The 1,244-nt window shown below is 61.8% G+C and carries 2 protein-coding genes; both read left to right on the top strand.

Annotated elements, in window-relative coordinates; translation table 11 throughout:
- A partial coding sequence (locus tag AB4Y42_RS43980; RefSeq protein WP_368697858.1) for a carboxymuconolactone decarboxylase family protein occupies positions 1-386 on the top strand: 386 nt, incomplete at its 5' end.
- Between the two features lie 38 nt (positions 387-424).
- On the top strand, positions 425-1,244 hold an 820-nt coding region (locus AB4Y42_RS43975), incomplete at its 3' end, for a 3-keto-5-aminohexanoate cleavage protein (RefSeq protein ID WP_368697857.1).

Here is a 1,244-nt window from a genome sequence, read left to right as displayed (position 1 = left end):
GCGCGACGACAATGTGCGATCAGCTGCGCGCCACAGGCAACTGGAATCCTGCGTGGGATGCCATTGCCGAACTCGATCCCGTATGGGCCGAGAAATTCATGACGATGGGCGCACACACCATGATGTCAGGTGTGCTCGAACCCAAGGTGCTGGAGTTCCTTGCCATCGCAGTCGATTCGTCCTGCACGCATATGTACGCGCCGGGCACGCGCCGGCATATCCGCAAGGCGCTCGAACTGGGCGCCACGAAGGAAGAGATCGCAGCGGTTCTGCAGGCCGTCAGTGTCCTCGGCATTCATTCGTCCAGTCTCGGCGCACCAATCCTGCTGGAGGAGCTGGCCGCGTTTGAGCAGGCAAAGACCAAGGGTGCGCAGGCCGCTGCCTGACGCCACCAACACACCCACCCCAATAAGGAATACACATCATGCATTTCATGGACGATTCGCTGCTGCCTGAAAATCAGGAAAAACTCGTCATCCAGGTGGCACCGTACGGGCCGCAATGGATTCCAGGCGATTCGGACGATATCCCGGTCACGATGGATGAACAGGTGCAAAAGGCCGTGGACTGCTACAACGCAGGCGCGACGGTGCTGCACGTGCACGTCCGCGAAGAGGATGGCAAGGGCAGCAAGCGTCTGTCGAAGTTCAATGAGATGCTCGCCCTTCTGCGCGAAGCGGTGCCGCAGATGATCCTGCAGGTCGGCGGCTCGATCTCGTTCGCGCCGGAAAGCGACGGCGAGATGGCCAAATGGGCGAACGACGACACGCGCCACATGCTCGCGGAACTGGACCCGCGTCCCGAACAGGTGACCGTCGCGATCAACACGGGCCAGATGAACATCATGGAGTTGCTGACCGAGGCCGACATCGCCGGCACCTCGTTCATGAGCCCCGCGCTGCAGGCGGCTTACCGCGACATGATCTCGCCGTCCAATCCGTCGTGGCATGTCGAGCACATCAGGCGACTGTTTGCCGCCGGCATCCAGCCGCAGTTCATGCTGGGCAATCTCACGCAACTCGAAACACTCGAGCGGCTGATCCGCAAGGGCGTCTATACCGGTCCGCTCAACCTCAATTACGTGGCCATCGGTGGTGGCGCAGCAGGGCTGCATCCGGCCGACATGCTGGAATTCGCGCGCCGCACGCCGGATGGTGCCGTGCTCACGATCGAAACGCTGGGCCGCAATGTTGTGCCGATGAACACGATGGCCATCGCGCTGGGCCTCCATGTGCGCGTCGGCA

The sequence above is a fragment of the Paraburkholderia sp. EG286B genome (assembly GCF_040965655.1).
Classification (GTDB): domain Bacteria; phylum Pseudomonadota; class Gammaproteobacteria; order Burkholderiales; family Burkholderiaceae; genus Paraburkholderia.
Note: the sequence above shows the minus strand (reverse complement) of the source record. Positions and strands in the feature narration are given on the sequence as shown.